Origin of the sequence: Microbulbifer sp. JSM ZJ756 (assembly GCF_044383805.1) — a bacterium.
In the GTDB taxonomy this organism is placed as follows: domain Bacteria; phylum Pseudomonadota; class Gammaproteobacteria; order Pseudomonadales; family Cellvibrionaceae; genus Microbulbifer; species Microbulbifer zhoushanensis.
This window is the reverse complement of sequence record NZ_JBISER010000001.1, coordinates 475,634-492,711: the sequence shown is the minus strand read 5'-3', so window position 1 is coordinate 492,711 and position 17,078 is coordinate 475,634. Positions and strand designations below refer to the sequence as shown.

The window sequence follows — 17,078 nt, the reverse complement described above, 5'->3', positions numbered from 1 at the left end:
ATACCGCTTGCTTTGTTATGTTTGGGGCGCCGACGCACGGCGCCAAAGAGCACAGTCTATCATTGCGCCAGTTGCTCCAACACTCCTGCGACCTGATTCAGGCGCATGTCCGCACCCTCCTCGTCGAGGGCAAAACTGAGCTGGTTGGCACCCTGCAGCTGGTAGCGCCCGGGCTGGTTCTGCACCAGCTTGACCAGGGTGAGTGGATCCACGGCGGTTTCCTCGGAAAACTCGATGCGCCCACGCGCGGCCGAGGCCTCCAGTTTGCGGATGCCCATCTGCTCCGCCTTCAGCTTTATCTCGGTGGTCCGGAACAGGTGCTTGACCGGCTCCGGCAACAGCCCGAAACGGTCGATCATCTCTACCTGCAGCTCTTTCAGTTCCTGGGCATCCCGGGCGTTGGCGATACGCTTGTACATCATCAGGCGCCCGTGCACATCGGGAAGGTAATCCTCGGGGATCAGGGCCGGTACGCGCAGGTTGACGTCGATCGCCGGCGATTCCAGCGGCTCGTCGATATTCGGTGTGCGTCCCTCGCGGATGGCCTTTACCGCCTGGTCCAGCATTTCCATATAGAGGGTGAAGCCGACGCTCTGGATCTGGCCGCTCTGCTCCTCACCCAGCAGTTCACCGGCACCGCGGATTTCCAGGTCGTGGGTCGCCAGGGTAAAGCCGGCGCCCAGGTCCTGGGCCTCACTGATGGCCTCGAGGCGCTTCACCGCATCGGCGGTCATCGAGCGCTTGTGCGGGGTCAGCAGGTAAGCGTAGGCCTGGTGGTGGGAGCGGCCTACGCGGCCGCGCAGCTGGTGGAGCTGGGCGAGGCCGAACTTGTCGGCACGCTCGATCAGGATGGTATTGGCACTGGGTACGTCGATACCGGTCTCGATAATGGTGGTGCACACGAGCACATTGAAGCGCTTGTGGTAGAAGTCGCTCATTACCTGTTCCAGCTCGCGCTCACGCATCTGGCCATGGCCGATACCGATACGGGCCTCGGGAACCAGGGCCTCCAGCTCCCGGGTAATGCGCTCGATGCTCTTGACCTCGTTGTGCAGGAAATACACCTGGCCGCCGCGCAGGATTTCCCGCAGCACCGCCTCCTTGATCAGGGCCTCGTCCCGCTCCCGCACAAACGTTTTTACCGACAACCGGCGCGCCGGGGGCGTGGCGATCACCGACAGGTCGCGGATGCCGGCCATGGCCATATTCAGGGTCCGGGGAATCGGGGTGGCGGTGAGTGCCAGGATATCCACCTCGGCCCGCAGGCTCTTCAGGCGCTCTTTCTGGCGCACCCCGAAGCGGTGTTCCTCGTCAATGATCAGCAGGCCCAGGTTCTTGAAGTCCAGGTCGCTCTGCAGCAGCTTGTGGGTGCCCACGAGAATGTCGACCTTGCCGCTGGCGACACGGTCCTTGACCCCTTCAACCTCCTTGCCGCTGCGGAAGCGGGAGATCACCTCGATATTGACGGGCCAGTCGGCGAAACGGTCCTGGAAGGACTGGAAGTGCTGCTGGGCCAGCAGGGTAGTGGGTACCAGCATGGCAACCTGCTTGCCGGCATGGGCGGCAACAAATGCCGCGCGCATGGCCACTTCGGTCTTGCCGAAGCCCACATCGCCGCAGACCAGCCGGTCCATGGGCTTGGCTGACAGCATGTCGGCCACCACTGCCTCGATCGCCTGCTGCTGGTCCGGTGTTTCCTCAAACGGGAAGCCCGCCGCGAATTCCCGGTACGAGAGTCCGGGGTCGGCGAAGGCGTGGCCGACGCGGGCTTCGCGCCGTGCATAGATGTCGAGCAGCTCGGCCGCGGCATCACGGACCTTCTCGGCGGCCTTGCGCTTGGCTTTCTGCCACTGTTCGCTGCCGAGCTTGTGCTGTGGAGCCAGTGCCTCGTCTGCCCCGGAGTAGCGACTGATCAGGTGCAGGCTGGCCACGGGGACATAGAGCTTGGCCTCGTCGGCGTACTCGAGGGTCAGGAATTCTGCCGGCTGGCCGTCGATCTCCAGGTGCTGCAGGCCCCGGTAGCGACCGACGCCGTGGTCAATATGCACTACCGGTGCGCCGATGCGGAGCTCGGCCAGGTTGCGGACCGCGTTTTCCGCGTCATCCTTGGCTTTCTTGCGCCGGCGCTGCTGCAGTACCCGCTCGCCGAACAGCTGTGGCTCCGCGATCACGTTGAGGGCGGGCTCCCGCAGGCACAGTCCCTGGTCGATGGGGGCCACGGTAATGCCGTGGGTCTCGTCACTTTCCAGGAACTCGGACCAGGAATTGAACAGCACCGGTTTCAGGCGGATGCTGTCCAGCAGTTCCAGCAGGGATTCGCGCCTGCCGCTGCTCTCGGCACAGAACAATACCCGGCCGCTGTATTCCATCAGGTAGGCTTCCAGCGCGGCCAGGGGATTTTCGGCCTTGCCGTCCACCGGCAGCCTGGGTGGGGTGACGGTGGGAAAGTTGTAATTGCCCTCCGCCTCCGGAACCTCATCGGAAGAGAAGATGGCCCGTTTCAGGTTTTTCAGGGCGCCATTGAACTCGTTGATTTCCAGCAGGATCTGCCGCGGCTCGAGGATTGGCCGGGTCAGGTCGCCGCGCCGGCTCTCGTAGCGGTTGCTGACTTCCCGCCAGAAGTTTTCCAGCGGCTCCTGGATCTCCCCCTGCAGGAAGGCCGCGCTGCCCTCGGGCAGGTAATCAAAGAGGCTGTCGCAGCGGTCGAAGAACAGTGGCAGGTAATACTCGATGCCGGCCGGGGCGATCCCCGCACTGATGTCCTGGTAGATGGAGACCTGGCTGGGATCGCTGTCGAACTGCTCATGCCAGTTCTGCAGGAAGCCGCTCAGGGCGGCCTTGTGCATGGGGAACTCGCGCGCCGGCAGCAGGTTAACGCTGTCCACTGTCTCAACGGTGCGCTGGGTCTCAGGGTCGAAGGTGCGCAGGCTCTCAATTTCGTCATCGAACAGGTCGATGCGGAAGGGCAGGGAGCTGCCCATGGGGAAGATATCCATCAGGGCGCCGCGTACCGCGAACTCGCCATGCTCATAGACAGTATCGACACAGTGGTACCCGGCCTGCTCGAGTACGCGGCGCTGGGTGTCCAGGTCGAACTGCTGTCCCTCCTTCAGGATCAGCGCATTGCCAGCCACATAGTCCCGCGGCGGCAGCCGGTGCAGCAGGGTGCTTACCGGGGCAATTACGATGCCCGGCCCCATCTGCGGCAGCCGGTAAAGGGCGGCCAGGCGGTCAGAGATGATGTCCTGATGGGGTGAGAAAGTGTCGTACGGCAGGATCTCCCAGTCCGGGAAATGGATGATCTCCGTCGGCAAACCCCTGTTAAAAAATTTCAGCTGGGCTTCCAGGCGCTGGGCTTCCAGGCTGTCACGGGCCACCAGCAGGGTCGGCGCGTGGCTTTGCCGGGCGGTATTCAGGATCGCCAGTGCGGCGGCCGCGCCATGCAGTCCACCCCAGAACTGGCGGTCAGTTCCGGATCGGAAGGGGGGCGGGGAGAGGGGCTGCAAATCTGTCATCTTTCCTTATATATCCACGCTTTCAGGCGGGCCTCGGCCCGGGCGGCGGTTATTGTAACTGCGAACAGATCGCGGTGCAGGCCGGTCCTGTCCGTGGGCGCCATTCGGGTGGTTAAAGGTGGGGTGTGAAGCGATTCCGGGACCGGGGATCCGGTGGGGATGAACTGGTAGTTTTACTACAATTTTTTGGTGTTTTTTTGCCCGGTTGCGCGCCCCGGGGCATATCCTGATAATGCGCAGCCACGCGGCCTGGGAGCCTTTTTCCGGCCGCGATTTGCCTGCCTACACAACTGATTGCAGAGGTGTCTGATAGTGACTCAGAAGCGACCCAAGCCCGCGGATTTTTTCAAGGACTGGAAAGAGCGCGAAGCGCTGGCTGAATCCATGATCCCGATGATCGGCAAGCTCAACCGTGAGCGTAATGCCGGCATCTACATGTACGGCCGCAACCTGGTAAACCGCTCCGTGTTGAGCATCATGAAGGCACACCGCTTCGTGCGGCAGGTCGAGGGTAACGAACTCTCCGAGTGGGAGACCTACCCGGTGCTGGAAGCGATTACCAAGCTGGACCTGGGGCCGGTGCATATCGACCTGGGAACGCTGACCAACAAATATATGCGCGACGACCGCGGCATGTCCGTGGATGAGTTTGTGCGCGCAGAGCTGGCCGGCGCAGAGGGTGCCGGCAAGCCGATTCCCGAGCCGCGCGATGTAGTTATTTACGGCTTCGGCCGCATCGGTCGCCTGGTGGCGCGCCTGCTGATCGAAAAGGCCGGCAGTGGTGATGTGCTGCGCCTGCGCGCAATCGTGCTGCGCAAGGGCAAGGCGGACAACGACCTGGTGAAGCGCGCCTCGCTGCTGCGTCGCGACTCCGTCCACGGGGCTTTCAAGGGCACCATCCGTGTTGATGAGGAGACCAGCTCCCTGATCTGCAACGGTAATGAGATCAAGGTGATCTACGCCAACTCCCCGCAGGAGGTCGATTACACTGCCCACGGTATCCACGATGCGATCGTGGTGGATTCCACCGGCGTATGGCGTGATGAGGAAGGCCTGAGCCAGCACCTGCAGAGCCCCGGCGCCTCCAAGGTGATCCTGACTGCCCCGGGCAAGGGCGACATCAAGAACATCGTTTACGGTATCAACAACGGTGATATCACCGACGATGACAAGATCATCTCCGCCGCATCCTGCACCACCAATGCGATCGTGCCGGTGCTGAAAGCAATGATGGACGGCTTTGGTGTCGAGCATGGCCACGTGGAAACGGTCCATGCCTATACCAATGACCAGAACCTGATCGACAACTACCACAAGGGTGAACGTCGTGGCCGTGCCGCAGCGCTCAATATGGTGCTGACCGAGACCGGTGCCGCCAAGGCGGTGGCCAAGGCTCTGCCGGACCTGAAGGGCAAGCTGACCGGTAATGCCATCCGGGTCCCGACCCCGAATGTGTCCATGGCGATCCTGAACCTGCGCCTGGGCAAGAAAACCACCAAGGAAGAGCTGAACGAGTACGTCCGGGAGGTGGCCTTGCACTCACCGCTGCGCCAGCAGATCGACTACACAAACAGCCCGGAAGTGGTCTCCTGTGACTTTGTGGGTTCCCGCCGTGCCTGTGTGTTCGACTCCAATGCCACCATTGTCGAGGACGACAATGCAGTGCTGTACTGCTGGTACGACAACGAGTTTGGCTACAGCTGCCAGGTGGTCCGCTGCCTGGAGGACATGGCCGGCGTCCGCTACAAGCTGTTCCCGAAGCGCGACTGACCGACCTGTCCCTGCGGTCACAGCAGTGGCCGCCGGCCCCCGCCGGCCTCATGCCGGCGGGGGCCGAGCCCCGGACCTCCGCGGCTCCCCACCTCAAATCCTTGTTTTTCCAGCAAAAATTTCCTTCTGATCGGCCATTTCGGCCACTTCTGCTCTGGTAAAGCAACGGTCCCATCTTTATAATGCGCGCGATTTTAGTGGGGCCACCGTGCGCCGAGATTAGCTCCTCCCGCCCGTCCATCGGGTGACTGCGGTTTAAGTCCTCGCAAAGCGTGAATTCCTGGATACAGCCCCCGGGCCGGGCCAGATGTCACCGGTCTGACAGCTGTATTCGCACAGTTTCTTAAACTAGTAACTTAGGCATAGGCGTATGAGAAAGATCCGTCGGGGATTGGATTTACCCATATCCGGCGCGCCCGAGCAGGCCATCCATGATGGACCTGCGCTCAAGACCGTCGCTGTGCTCGGCCCCGATTACCACGGGATGAAGCCGACCATGGCGGTGGCAGAGGGGGATAGCGTCAAACTGGGGCAGCTGCTGTTTACCGACAAGAAGACCGAGGGTGTGCGCTACACCGCACCCGCGGCCGGTAAGGTAGTCGCCATTAATCGCGGCGCCCGCCGCGTGCTGCAGTCTGTGGTGATCGAGATTGACGGCGACGAGGCGGAGCAGTTCGCTTCCTACAGCGCCGAGCAGCTCAAGACCCTGACCGCGGAGCAGGTTCGTGAGAACCTGGTGCAGTCCGGTCTCTGGACCGCCCTGCGCACGCGCCCGTACAGCAAGGTCCCGGCCCTGGATGCCGAGCCCTCAGCCGTCTTCATCAATGCCATGGACACCAACCCGCTGGCGGGTGACCCGGCGCTGGTGATTGCCGAGCAGCGCGATGCCTTCTCCCGCGGGGTCGAGATCCTGGCCAAGCTGGCGCCGAAGACTTTTGTCTGCACGGCCCCGGACGCCGATATCCCGGTGCCGGAAGGTGCCGGTATCAGCCGTGAAGCCTTCGCCGGCCCGCACCCGGCCGGCCTGTCCGGTACCCATGTCCACTTCCTGCAGCCGGTCAAGCCGGGTCGCAGTGTTGTGACCATTGGCTACCAGGACGTCATTGCCGTGGGCAAGCTGTTCGAGACCGGCCGCCTGTTCACCGACCGCGTGGTGGCCCTGGGTGGCCCGCAGGTGGAAAAAGCCCGCCTGCTGCGTACTCGCCTGGGCGCGAACCTCGAGGAGCTGACCGCAGGTTCCCTGAAGGAAGGCGATAACCGCATCATCTCCGGTTCCGTCTTCGGTGGTCGCAAGGCCAGTGGCCCGCTGGGTTACCTGGGCCGCTACGCCAATCAGGTAAGCGTGCTGGAAGAGGGCCATGAGCGTCCGTTCCTGCATTACCTGCGCGCAGGTAACAAGCGCTTCTCCGCGCTGCCGATCTACCTCTCGCGCCTGTTCAAGAACCGCAAGTTCAACTTCACCACCAGCACCAATGGCTCGGAACGTGCCATGGTGCCGATCGGTGCCTACGAGCGGATCATGCCGCTGGACATCCTGCCCACACAGCTGCTGCGTGCACTGATCGTGGGGGATACCGCCACTGCCCAGCAGCTGGGCGCGCTGGAGCTGGACGAAGAAGATCTGGCCCTGTGTACCTTCATTTGCCCGGGCAAGTATGAATACGGCCCCATTTTGCGGGACAACCTGACCCGTATTGAGAAGGAGGGTTAAGGATGCTGCGCAAATTCCTCGATTCCATTGAGCCGCACTTCCACAAGGGCGGTAAATACGAAAAGTTCTACGCGCTTTACGAGGCGATCGACACTGGCCTGTTCCAGCCCGCCGAACGCACCAAGACCACCGCGCATGTGCGCGACGGTATTGACCTGAAGCGCATCATGATCAGTGTGTGGGCCTGCGCGATGCTGGCCGCATTCTGGGGTATGTGGAATATCGGTTATCAGTCCAACCTGATTATTGCCGATATGGGCACTACCGAGTTCGATGGCTGGCGCCACGCGATTATCGGTGCGCTGACCAGCTACAACCCGGCCAGCACCTGGGACAACTTTGTCTACGGTGCCATGTTCTTCCTGCCGATTTATCTCGTCACCTTCGTGGTCGGCGGTATCTGGGAAGTACTGTTCGCCGCAGTGCGCGGTCACGAGGTGAACGAAGGCTTCTTCGTGACCTCCATCCTGTTCGCACTGAGCTGCCCGCCGGACCTGCCGCTGTGGCTGGTAGGTATGGGTATCAGCTTCGGCGTGGTGATCGGTAAGGAAGTGTTCGGTGGTACCGGCAAGAACTTCCTCAACCCGGCGCTGACCGGCCGTGCGTTCCTGTACTTTGCCTACCCGGCCTCCATGTCCGGTGACATGGTGTGGACCGCCGTCGACGGTTACTCCGGCGCTACCGCGCTGTCTGTGCTGGCCAACGAGGGTGTCCAGAACGGTGTGGTGGCCGCTGCCGCCGGTCCGCTGACCTGGTGGGATGCGTTCTTCGGCAACATGCACGGCTCCATTGGTGAGACCTCCACCTTTGTGATCCTGATTGCCGGTGCCATCCTGATGACCATGAAGATCGCCAGCTGGCGCATCGTTGCCGGTACCATGCTGGGCATGATGGCCACCGCCACGCTGTTCAACTTCATCGGCTCCGACACCAACCCGTTCTTCAATGTGCCGTGGTACTGGCACCTGGTAGTCGGTGGTTTCGCGTTTGGCCTGATCTTCATGACCACCGACCCGGTATCGGCGGCGATGACCAACATGAGCCGCTGGTACTACGGCATCCTGATCGGCGTCATGACCGTGCTGATCCGTGTCGTGAACCCCGCCTTCCCGGAAGGCATCATGCTGGCGATCCTGTTCGCCAACCTGTTCGCCCCGCTGTTTGACCACTTCGTGGTGCAGTCCCATATCAAACGGAGGTTGGCACGTGGCTAATAAAGAAACTGTCAAGGGAACCCTGATCGTAGCCCTGGTGCTGTGTATCGTGTGTTCCGTCGTGGTCTCCACCGCGGCCGTTATGCTGAAACCCATGCAGCAGGCCAATGCGGCGCTGGACCTGAAGCGCAATGTACTGCTGGCCGGTGGCCTGATCGATCCCGACCAGGCCGGTAAGGCGGCGGTGGAAGAGGCATTTGCCAACGTCACCAAGAAGTTCGTCGACCTGCGCACCGGCAAGTTCACCGATGAGCAACCGGCTGGTGGCAGCGGTCGTGCAGCGGCCAAGGTCCCGGATGCCAGCGAAAAGCTGACCCCGGAGCAGGATGTTGCCAAGATCATCCGTCGCGAGAACATCAAGGAAGTATTCCTGGTGGAAGAGGGCGGTGAGCTGAAGAAGATCATCCTGCCGGTCCGCGGTTACGGCCTGTGGGGTCAGCTGTATGGCTTCCTGGCCCTGCAGAGTGACCTCAACACCGTTGCCGGCCTGGGTTTCTATGAGCATAAAGAAACTCCCGGACTGGGCGGTGAAGTCGACAACCCCAACTGGAAGGCGATCTGGGAAGGCAAGGAAGTGTACGACCAGGATGGTGATGTTGCCCTGAGCGTTATCAAGGGTAGCGTCGACAGCAACACCCCGAACGCTGAATACAAGGTCGATGGCCTGTCCGGCGCGACCCTGACCAGTAAGGGTGTCGACAACCTGATCGAATTCTGGCTCGGCAGTGAGGGCTATGGTCCCTTCCTGAAAAACCTGAAAGCAGGGGAGGCGTAAGCATGAAAGTCAAAGACACTCTGCTGGAACCTATTTTTAACAATAACCCCATTGCGCTGCAGATCCTGGGTATCTGTTCCGCACTGGCGGTAACCAGCTCCCTGAAAGTGACACTGGTAATGTGTGTGGCCCTGACCGTGGTGGTCTGCTGCTCCAACGTACTGGTGTCCCTGATTCGTACCCGGATCCCGAGCAGTATCCGCATCATCGTGCAGATGACCGTGATTGCGTCGCTTGTAATCCTGGTGGACCAGGTGATCAAGGCCCTGGCTTACGACATCTCCAAGCAGCTGTCCGTATTTGTCGGCCTGATCATCACCAACTGTATCGTGATGGGTCGTGCGGAAGCCTTCGCCATGAAGAACGGCCCGGTGGCCAGCTTCTTCGACGGCCTGGGCAACGGCCTTGGCTACAGCGTGATCCTGATTGGCCTGGCGGTCATCCGCGAACTGTTTGGTGCCGGCAAGCTGCTGGGCGTCGAGATCCTGCAGACCGTCAATAACGGTGGCTGGTATGTGCCCAATGGCATGCTGCTGCTGCCGCCGAGCGCCTTCTTCCTGATCGGCCTGTTTATCTGGGCGATCCGTACCTGGAAGCCTGCGCAGGTGGAAGAGGACGAGTTCAAGATTGCGCACAACACCAAAGCGCAGGAGGCCTGATAAGTGGAACATTATATTTCTCTGGTAGTTCGGGCCGTGTTCGTCGAGAACATGGCTCTGGCCTTCTTCCTGGGTATGTGTACCTTCCTGGCAGTGTCCAAGAAGATCGAGGCGGCTGTGGGCCTGGGTATCGCGGTTATCGTGGTGCTGACCCTGACCGTTCCGGTCAATAACCTGATCTACATCTATCTCCTGAAAGACGGGGCTCTGGCGTGGGCGGGTTACCCGGACGTTGACCTGAGCTTCCTTGGCCTGCTGTCCTATATCGGCGTGATTGCCGCCCTGGTGCAGATCCTCGAGATGTTCCTGGATAAGTACGTACCAGCGCTCTACAACGCCCTGGGTGTATTCCTGCCGCTGATTACCGTGAACTGCGCCATTCTGGGTGCGTCCCTGTTCATGGTGGAGCGCGAATACAACTTCGGCGAGAGTGTGGCCTACGGCTTCGGTGCCGGCCTCGGCTGGGCACTGGCGATCACCGCACTGGCGGGTATCCGCGAAAAACTCAAGTACAGTGATGTACCGGATGGCCTGAAGGGTCTGGGTATCACCTTTATCACCGTTGGTCTGATGTCACTCGGCTTCATGTCCTTCGGTGGTATCGATATCTAATCGGGGGAGCGCAATACGATGAATCTGGAAATTATTCTCGGCGTTGCGATGTTTACCGTCATCGTGCTGGCACTGGTGGCGGTAATCCTCGTTGCCCGTTCCCGCCTGGTAAACACCGGCGACGTCAACATCCTGGTAAACGGTGAGAAGACCCTCACCGTGCCGGCCGGCGGTAAGCTGCTGCAGACACTGGCGGCCAACAACCTGTTCCTGGCCTCCGCCTGTGGTGGTGGTGGCAGCTGCGCACAGTGTGTGTGTAAGGTCACTGCCGGTGGTGGCGATATGCTGCCTACCGAAGCGGCTCATTTCACCCCGCGCGAGGCGAAGGAAGGCAAGCGCCTGTCCTGCCAGGTTGCAGTAAAGCAGGATATGGAAATCGAGGTGCCGGAAGAGGTGTTCGGTGTGAAGCAGTGGGAATGCACTGTGGAATCCAACCCCAACGTGGCCACCTTTATTAAAGAGCTGACCCTGAAGCTGCCTGAAGGCGAGAACGTCGACTTCCGTGCCGGTGGTTACGTACAGCTGGAGGCCCCGCCCCACCACGTGAAATTCTCCGATTTCGATATCGATGAAGAGTACCGTGGCGACTGGGAGAACTTCGGCTTCTTCAAGCTGGAGTCCAAGGTGGACGAGCCGGTGGTACGCGCCTACTCCATGGCCAACTACCCGGAAGAGAAGGGCGTGGTGAAGTTCAACATCCGTATCGCCACCCCGCCGCCGCGCACCGAAGGTGTGCCGCCGGGTCAGATGTCCTCTTACGTCTTCAACCTGAAGCCGGGCGACACCATCCGCGTTTACGGGCCCTTCGGTGAGTTCTTCGCCAAGGACACCGATAACGAGATGGTATTTATCGGCGGTGGTGCCGGCATGGCCCCGATGCGTTCCCATATCTTTGACCAGCTGAAGCGCCTGAACTCCACGCGCAAGATCAGCTTCTGGTATGGCGCACGCTCCCTGCGTGAGATGTTCTACGAGGACGACTACAACGGCCTGCAGGACGAGTTCGATAACTTCCAGTGGCACGTGGCCCTGTCCGATCCGCAGCCGGAAGACAACTGGAGTGGCTACACCGGGTTTATCCATAACGTGGTTTATGAAAACTACCTGAAGGATCACCCGGCACCGGAAGACTGCGAGTACTACATGTGCGGGCCGCCCATGATGAACGCTGCTGTTATCAACATGCTGAAGGATCTCGGCGTTGAGGATGACAACATCATGCTGGATGACTTTGGCGGCTGATCGGAGTGATTGATTTGCCCAGAGCAGTTAAGCACCCGATAACAACAAAAACAGGGCCCGCATTCCGGGCCCTGTTTTTGCTTGTGTGTACGGTTTTCGCAGCGCTGGTACTGGCGGCGTGTGTCCCCGGGGAGCAGAGCTGGAAACTGACGGGACCCACCATGGGTACCCGCTATCACATCACCGTGGTGGATGCGCCCGACGGCGTTGATCGCGAATCGGTGCAGGCACTGGTGGACAGTGAGCTCGAAGCTGTTAACCAGGAGATGTCCACCTATATCCCCGACTCGGAGTTGATGCGCTTCAATGGCGGGCCGGTTGGGCAGCCGGTACCGGTCAGTGCACCGCTGGCAAAGGTGGTGGAGCTGTCGCTGGATATCTACCGGCGCAGTGACGGCGCGTTCGATATCACAGTGGGGCCATTGGTGAACCTGTGGGGCTTCGGCCCGACAGCCGAGCCCGAGCAGGTGCCCGCGCAGGCGGAGATCGACAGGCTGCTCGCCGAGATCGGGTCGGACGCACTGGCGCTCCAGCGCAATCCGGACCGGTTGACGCGCAAGCGGGATGTGCAGCTCGACCTCTCGGCCATCGCCAAGGGCCATGGTGTCGACCGGGTTGCGCTGTTACTGGAAGGGCAGGGCATCACCAATTACCTGGTGGAAATTGGTGGTGAATTGCGAACCAGTGGCCGGAATCCGGATGGCAGGGAATGGCGTATCGGCATCGAGAGTCCCACTGCCGCAGGGCAGGTGGTGCACAAGCCGGTGCGGGTAAGCAACCGTGCAGTGGCTACAAGCGGCGACTACCGCAATTACTACGAGCGCGATGGTGTCAGGTACTCGCACAGTATCGACCCGCGCACGGGTCGCCCGCTGTCCCATCGACTGGCCTCGGTAACGGTGATTGCCGATAACTGTGCCGAGGCGGATGGCCTCGCCACCGCCCTGAATGTGATGGGTGCGGAAGCGGGGTTACAATTGGCAGAGCGGGAGGGCTTGGCCGTTTTCATGCTGGTAAAAACCGGGAACGGTTTCCAAGAGCGTTACAGCAGCGCATTTGCTCCCTACCTGGAGGAGTCTGAATCATGACTGTTTATATTTTTGCCTTCGTTGCCATGGTATTGGTAATTGCGGGGATGGCGGTCGGCGCCATCGTCCAGAACAAGCCGTTGAAGGGCTCCTGCGGTGGCCTGAACACCCTGGGCCTGAAGGAGAACTGCGATATCTGCGGTGGCGACGATGATGAGTGCCGCAAGGAGCAGGAGCGGCAGGAGCAGCTGGCGCAACAGGCTGACCTGGCCTACGACGCCACCCGCAAGCACTGAGAATAACTGTTAACCAGTCCGCAGGAGCGCCCCGTGGCAGCGATACCCTGCGGCCTGTTCGGTTTTGCGGCCCCGGGCCGCTTCTACGCTAAACAAAACCAAAACTATTAAGAGCTGGTAGATGGCAGAACAGAAATTTGACCTGGTAGTGATCGGATCCGGCCCCGCCGGCGAGGCGGCGGCCATGAGCGCAGCCAAGAAAGGCATGCGCGCAGCGGTGATCGAGAAGCGCCCGGCGGTGGGTGGTAACTGCACCCATAAGGGCACCATTCCGTCCAAGGCCCTGCGCCACTCGGTCAAGCAGCTTATGCGTTACAACACCCAGCCGGTGTTCCGTGCGCTGGGCGAGCCGTGCCGGCTGTCATTTCCGCAGGTAATGGAATCGGTGCACAAGGTCATCAATTACCAGGTGGAGATGCACACCAGTTTCTATGCCCGCAACCGGGTTGAGCTGATTCTCGGTGAAGCCCGTTTCCGCGATGCCAATACCGTTGAGGTACAACTGCAGGATGGCGCCGTAGAGGTACTCAAGGCCGACAAGTTTGTGATCGCCACCGGCTCGCGCCCGTACCGTCCCGCCGATGTGAATTTTGACCACCCGCGGGTTTACGACAGCGACACCATCCTGGAAATGCAGCACACCCCGCATTCCATGATGATCTACGGCGCCGGTGTGATTGGTTGCGAGTATGCCTCCATCTTCGCCGCACTGGGGATCAAGGTCGACCTGATCAATACCCGTGGCAGCCTGCTGGAATTCCTCGATGATGAGATTTCCGACGCACTGAGCTACCACCTGCGGGATATGGGCGTGACCGTCCGCCACCAGGAGGAGTACGCCAAGGTGGTGCCCACCGATAACGGCGTCATCATGGAGATGCAGTCCGGCAAGCGTATCCACGCGGACGCACTGCTGTGGTGTAACGGCCGCTCCGGTAATACGGGATCACTGGGCCTGGACAATGTCGGCCTGGAGGCCAACCACCGCGGCCAGCTGACGGTCGATGAGCACTACTGCACCGCCGTGGACAGCATTTACGCGGTGGGCGATGTGATCGGCTGGCCGAGCCTGGCCAGTGCCTCCTACGACCAGGGCAGGGCGGTAGCCGCAGCTATCGCCGGTCGCGGGCACCGGGTGATCGAGGATGCCCCTACCGGGATCTACACCCTGCCGGAGATTTCATCCGTGGGCCAGACCGAGTCTGAGCTGACTGCCGCCCGGGTGCCCTACGAAGTGGGGCGGGCACTGTTCAAGCACACCGCGCGTGCGCAGATTTCCGGTGAACGGGTGGGCATGCTGAAGATCCTGTTCCATATCGAGACCCATGAGATCCTGGGCATCCACTGTTTCGGTGCCGAGGCCGCGGAGATCGTGCATATTGGCCAGGCGATCATGAAGCAACCGTCGCCCAATAACGTGATCGACTTCTTCGTCAACACCACCTTCAATTACCCGACCATGGCAGAGGCCTATCGCAGCGCCGCCCTGGACGGGCTCAACCGGGTAATGCGCCTGTGACGGAACCGTCGCCCAGCGAGTTCCGCGAGCTGGTGAGGGGATTCTTTGAGCAGATTCCCTTCAACCAGCAGATCGGGCTGCAGATGCAGGAGCTCGACCTGGAGAACCAGCGGCTTTCGGCATCCTTCGAGCTACGCCCGGAGCTGATCGGCAATATCTGGAAGAAGATCCTGCACGGTGGCGTGATCGCCACTGCCCTGGATACCGTGGGTGGGCTGACGGCTATGGTGGCCGCCTACCAGCGTATGGGGGATATTGACTGGAAGGAGAAAACCGAGCGGCTGTCAAAGCTCGGTACCGTGGATATGCGGGTCGATTACCTGAAGCCGGGCAGGGGGGAGCGGTTCGTATGCCACGGTTCCATCCTGAGGGCTGGAAACAAGCTGGTGGTAACCCGGATGGAACTGCTCAACGATGCCGGGGAGCTGATTGCCACGGGAACCGCGACCTTTCTCTACTGACGGGCCCTGCCAGAGCGGCCCGGTTGGCGCCAGGCCATATTTCCTGGCGCAGGCGGGCCTCAGCCCCGCGGCTTGCTCACCACGTGCAGCACCTTGTCCCACTCGAAGTACACGTAGAAATCCGCATACTCCCAGCGCGAGATGGCGGGATCGCCAACAGGGCCCTGGATGCCGACCGGCTCGCCCAGGCGCGCGGTTACCTGGTCCTTGTCCAGTCCGCGCATGGTTGATGCCTCGGCGACCTGGCCCTGTTCCCCCACGGGTACTTCAACAGTTTCAGCCAGGCTTCCCACTGAGATACCGAGTGCCAGGATACCTGCCAGCATTCCGAGGCGGGGCAGGGCGTCACGGTTAGTCGGTTTGTTGTGCATTCTTGTTCTCCGGCGAACAGGTTCTGTCGTTATTCTCAAGCTGGCCAGCTTTGCAGCCATTAAAGCAGATATTGTGCCTAAACATTTGGCATTATTCACGTTTTTAGTCTGGCCCGGGACCGGTCAGCAGCGCTGGCCGGGGTATCGGATTGCCTGTGCTAGGCTGAGAGAAGAATCCTGTCCTGCGGATAGTCACGGATGCGACTCGCCCATTTCCTCTCCATACCCGGGGTGTTGCTTGGCACCATCTTCTTTGCCCTGTCACTGACTCCCTCATTGATCCCCCGCGATGCCGTGATGCAGGGCATAGTGTCGGGGATATCATTTTCCGCCGGCTATGGCATCGGCGTGCTCCTGGTGTGGTTGTGGCGCTTCCTGGAGTTGCCTGTTCCCCGTGAAGGTGCCCGCAGGGTGATCGGTTGGGTCACAGCGGTGGCCTGTGTGTTGCTGGCCCTCGCTTTCCTTTGGCAGGCAACCGGGTGGCAGAATTCCGTGCGGTCCCTCATGGGGCTGGAGGACGTGGACAGCGGCCGGCCGGTGACCATCACCCTGGCCGCACTGGCGCTTTTCCTGGTGATTCTCCTGTTGGCGCGGCTGTTCCGCCGCATCATGCGCTTCCTGTCCCGCCACCTGGAACGCTTTATTCCCCGGCGGGTCTCCCTGTTGCTGGGACTGGTGGCGGCATTCGCGCTGTTCTGGGCGGCAGTCAACGACGTCCTGATTAATACCGGCCTGCGGGTCACGGATTCGATTTACCAGAAACTCGATGCGCGCATTGCGCCGGATATGCCGGCCCCCGAGAACCCGGATAGCCCCGGGGGCGCCAACTCCCTGGTGCGCTGGCAGGATATGGGGCACCAGGGGCGGCAGTACCTGGCCCTGCGGCCGACACAGGCCGATATCCGCGAGGTGGCTGGCAGGGCCCTCGAGCCGATCCGCGTCTACGTGGGGCTCAATGCGGCGGAAACGCCGGAGGCGCGCGCCAAACTGGCGCTGGATGAGTTCATCCGGGTCGGGGGCTTTGAGCGCTCGGTGGTGATCCTGATTACGCCTACCGGGACCGGCTGGGTGGACCCGGGAGCCATCAATTCCGTCGAGTTCCTTCACCGGGGTGATATAGCCAGCGTGGCAATGCAGTACTCCTACCTGCCGAGCCCGATTGCACTGATGACGGAAGACGCCTACGGGCGGGAGTCGGCTGAGGCCCTGTTCCAGGCCATATACGGGCACTGGCGGTCGCTGCCGCGCGATTCCCGGCCCCGGCTGTACCTCTTCGGCCTCAGCCTGGGCGCGCTCAATTCCGACCGCTCATTCGACTTCTACGACATCATTGATGATCCCTTCCACGGTGCCCTGTGGACCGGGCCGCCATTCCGCACCGATACCTGGCGCGCGGTTACCGCCAACCGCGATCCCGGCTCCCCCGCCTGGTTGCCCGAGTTTGGCGACGGTGCCGTGGTGCGGTTCGGCAATCACTTCGGCGGTTATGACCGGGGCAGCGCCCCCTGGGGGGATTTCCGCCTTGCCTTCCTGCAACACTCCAGCGACCCGATAGTGTTCTTTACCCCGGATGCGCTGTGGAGCAAGCCGGCGTGGATGAACAAGCCGCGCGGGCCCGAAGTCTCGCCGGACCTGCAGTGGTATCCCATCGTCACCATGTTCCATCTGGCGGCGGACATGCATGCCGGTATCGCGCCGATGGGTTTCGGCCACAGCTATGCCCCGGCCGACTACGTCCGTGCCTGGCTGGCACTGACCGAACCGCAGGGCTGGGGTGAGGCTGACCTGGACCGGTTGCGGGAAAAGCTGAAGGGATACAACAAGCGGTAAATGTGTCCAATTCCTTGGATTTCTCGCGCCATATCCGTTTAAATCACGTCTTATGATCGCCTCTTTAGGCTTGCC

The 17,078-nt window shown here is 61.2% G+C and carries 14 protein-coding genes; 12 read left to right on the top strand and 2 right to left on the bottom strand.

Going from position 1 to position 17,078, the window contains the following annotated elements; genetic code table 11:
• Nucleotides 1-59 precede the first annotated feature (59 nt).
• Nucleotides 60-3,515, bottom strand: a complete 3,456-nt coding sequence (mfd, locus tag ACH6CX_RS02145; RefSeq protein WP_232942770.1) for a transcription-repair coupling factor — start codon at nt 3,513-3,515, stop codon at nt 60-62.
• Between the two features lie 309 nt (nt 3,516-3,824).
• On the opposite strand from mfd, the gene ACH6CX_RS02140 reads away from it, so the two are divergent.
• The 11 genes from ACH6CX_RS02140 to ACH6CX_RS02090 all read left to right on the top strand — a co-directional run bounded on the left by ACH6CX_RS02140 (nt 3,825) and on the right by ACH6CX_RS02090 (nt 14,802).
• Nucleotides 3,825-5,285: a glyceraldehyde-3-phosphate dehydrogenase gene (locus ACH6CX_RS02140; RefSeq protein ID WP_370636830.1), complete on the top strand. Its 1,461-nt coding sequence runs from the start codon at nt 3,825-3,827 to the stop codon at nt 5,283-5,285.
• A 370-nt stretch (nt 5,286-5,655) separates the two neighbouring features.
• Complete coding sequence (locus ACH6CX_RS02135; protein WP_232942768.1) at nt 5,656-6,996, top strand: Na(+)-translocating NADH-quinone reductase subunit A; 1,341 nt, start codon at nt 5,656-5,658, stop codon at nt 6,994-6,996.
• A 2-nt stretch (nt 6,997-6,998) separates the two neighbouring features.
• Nucleotides 6,999-8,210 carry an NADH:ubiquinone reductase (Na(+)-transporting) subunit B gene (locus tag ACH6CX_RS02130; RefSeq protein WP_232942766.1) on the top strand — a complete coding sequence of 404 codons (1,212 nt, stop codon included), beginning with the start codon at nt 6,999-7,001 and terminating at the stop codon, nt 8,208-8,210.
• Complete coding sequence (locus ACH6CX_RS02125) at nt 8,203-8,985, top strand: Na(+)-translocating NADH-quinone reductase subunit C (RefSeq protein ID WP_232942764.1); 783 nt, start codon at nt 8,203-8,205, stop codon at nt 8,983-8,985. Before ACH6CX_RS02130 ends, ACH6CX_RS02125 begins: the two co-directional genes overlap by 8 nt.
• Nucleotides 8,986-8,987: 2 nt before the next feature.
• Nucleotides 8,988-9,644 carry an NADH:ubiquinone reductase (Na(+)-transporting) subunit D gene (locus ACH6CX_RS02120; RefSeq protein WP_232942762.1) on the top strand — a complete coding sequence of 219 codons (657 nt, stop codon included), beginning with the start codon at nt 8,988-8,990 and terminating at the stop codon, nt 9,642-9,644.
• Nucleotides 9,645-9,647: 3 nt separating this feature from the next.
• Complete coding sequence (nqrE, locus tag ACH6CX_RS02115; RefSeq protein ID WP_232942760.1) at nt 9,648-10,256, top strand: NADH:ubiquinone reductase (Na(+)-transporting) subunit E; 609 nt, start codon at nt 9,648-9,650, stop codon at nt 10,254-10,256.
• A gap of 18 nt (nt 10,257-10,274) precedes the next feature.
• The gene (nqrF, locus tag ACH6CX_RS02110; RefSeq protein WP_232942758.1) at nt 10,275-11,498 is read left to right on the top strand and encodes an NADH:ubiquinone reductase (Na(+)-transporting) subunit F; all 1,224 of its coding nucleotides are present in this window, start codon (nt 10,275-10,277) and stop codon (nt 11,496-11,498) included.
• An 83-nt stretch (nt 11,499-11,581) separates the two neighbouring features.
• Complete coding sequence (locus ACH6CX_RS02105; RefSeq protein ID WP_232942756.1) at nt 11,582-12,586, top strand: FAD:protein FMN transferase; 1,005 nt, start codon at nt 11,582-11,584, stop codon at nt 12,584-12,586.
• A complete protein-coding gene (nqrM, locus tag ACH6CX_RS02100; RefSeq protein ID WP_232942754.1) occupies nt 12,583-12,822 on the top strand; it encodes a (Na+)-NQR maturation NqrM in 240 nt (79 codons plus the stop codon). Before ACH6CX_RS02105 ends, nqrM begins: the two co-directional genes overlap by 4 nt.
• 121 nt (nt 12,823-12,943) lie before the next feature.
• Nucleotides 12,944-14,341: a Si-specific NAD(P)(+) transhydrogenase gene (gene sthA / locus ACH6CX_RS02095; protein WP_232942752.1), complete on the top strand. Its 1,398-nt coding sequence runs from the start codon at nt 12,944-12,946 to the stop codon at nt 14,339-14,341.
• Nucleotides 14,338-14,802: a thioesterase family protein gene (locus ACH6CX_RS02090; protein WP_232942750.1), complete on the top strand. Its 465-nt coding sequence runs from the start codon at nt 14,338-14,340 to the stop codon at nt 14,800-14,802. The genes sthA and ACH6CX_RS02090 overlap by 4 nt, the downstream gene beginning before the upstream one ends.
• A 59-nt stretch (nt 14,803-14,861) precedes the next feature.
• Here ACH6CX_RS02090 and ACH6CX_RS02085 read toward each other — a convergent pair whose 3' ends face one another.
• Nucleotides 14,862-15,173: a hypothetical protein gene (locus ACH6CX_RS02085; RefSeq protein WP_232942748.1), complete on the bottom strand. Its 312-nt coding sequence runs from the start codon at nt 15,171-15,173 to the stop codon at nt 14,862-14,864.
• A gap of 198 nt (nt 15,174-15,371) precedes the next feature.
• Between ACH6CX_RS02085 and ACH6CX_RS02080 the strand changes: the two genes are divergently transcribed.
• The gene (locus ACH6CX_RS02080; protein WP_237061624.1) at nt 15,372-17,003 is read left to right on the top strand and encodes an alpha/beta-hydrolase family protein; all 1,632 of its coding nucleotides are present in this window, start codon (nt 15,372-15,374) and stop codon (nt 17,001-17,003) included.
• Nucleotides 17,004-17,078: the final 75 nt, after the last annotated feature.

What these genes read in the sequence shown, in the direction of transcription:
- ACH6CX_RS02135 (WP_232942768.1), top strand. Translation starts at nt 5,656, where the DNA reads ATGAGAAAGATCCGTCGGGGATTGGATTTACCCATATCCGGCGCGCCC.
- nqrM (WP_232942754.1), top strand. Translation starts at nt 12,583, where the DNA reads ATGACTGTTTATATTTTTGCCTTCGTTGCCATGGTATTGGTAATTGCG.
- mfd (WP_232942770.1), bottom strand. Translation starts at nt 3,515, where the DNA reads ATGACAGATTTGCAGCCCCTCTCCCCGCCCCCCTTCCGATCCGGAACT.
- nqrF (WP_232942758.1), top strand. Translation starts at nt 10,275, where the DNA reads ATGAATCTGGAAATTATTCTCGGCGTTGCGATGTTTACCGTCATCGTG.
- ACH6CX_RS02080 (WP_237061624.1), top strand. Translation starts at nt 15,372, where the DNA reads ATGCGACTCGCCCATTTCCTCTCCATACCCGGGGTGTTGCTTGGCACC.
- ACH6CX_RS02130 (WP_232942766.1), top strand. Translation starts at nt 6,999, where the DNA reads ATGCTGCGCAAATTCCTCGATTCCATTGAGCCGCACTTCCACAAGGGC.
- sthA (WP_232942752.1), top strand. Translation starts at nt 12,944, where the DNA reads ATGGCAGAACAGAAATTTGACCTGGTAGTGATCGGATCCGGCCCCGCC.
- ACH6CX_RS02120 (WP_232942762.1), top strand. Translation starts at nt 8,988, where the DNA reads ATGAAAGTCAAAGACACTCTGCTGGAACCTATTTTTAACAATAACCCC.
- ACH6CX_RS02085 (WP_232942748.1), bottom strand. Translation starts at nt 15,173, where the DNA reads ATGCACAACAAACCGACTAACCGTGACGCCCTGCCCCGCCTCGGAATG.